Source organism: Paraburkholderia sp. SIMBA_053, from assembly GCF_046534895.1.
Taxonomy (GTDB): Bacteria; Pseudomonadota; Gammaproteobacteria; order Burkholderiales; family Burkholderiaceae; genus Paraburkholderia; species Paraburkholderia caledonica.
This window is the reverse complement of record NZ_JAWRXU010000966.1, coordinates 1-261: the sequence shown is the minus strand read 5'-3', so window position 1 is coordinate 261 and position 261 is coordinate 1. Positions and strand designations below refer to the sequence as shown.

Below are 261 nucleotides of genomic sequence, written 5' to 3'. Positions count from 1 at the left end.
AAGCGGCAAGCCGAGCCGCCGCGCGATGCTGCCGTAGCTCGCCGTCTCGCCGTACGGAATCTGCACGAGCTGGTCCCACACGTCACGCTGGAACGCGCTGCCCAGCATTCTTAAGGGCACAGTGAACGTATGGCGCTCGCCTGCGAAGTATTCGTCGAGCTGCTCGCGCGCCTGATGCAGCACGCGTGACGCGTTCGCAGCGGCAAGCGCGCCGTCGGCAGCCGGAAAATACTTCTGTCCGACGAAGTACACGCCCGTCAG

1 protein-coding gene is annotated in these 261 nt (G+C 65.1%); it reads right to left on the bottom strand.

The window, feature by feature from the left end; all coding sequences use genetic code 11:
• The coding region (locus SB753_RS38480; protein ID WP_410805342.1) for a methylated-DNA--[protein]-cysteine S-methyltransferase at positions 1-261 on the bottom strand (261 nt) is incomplete at both ends.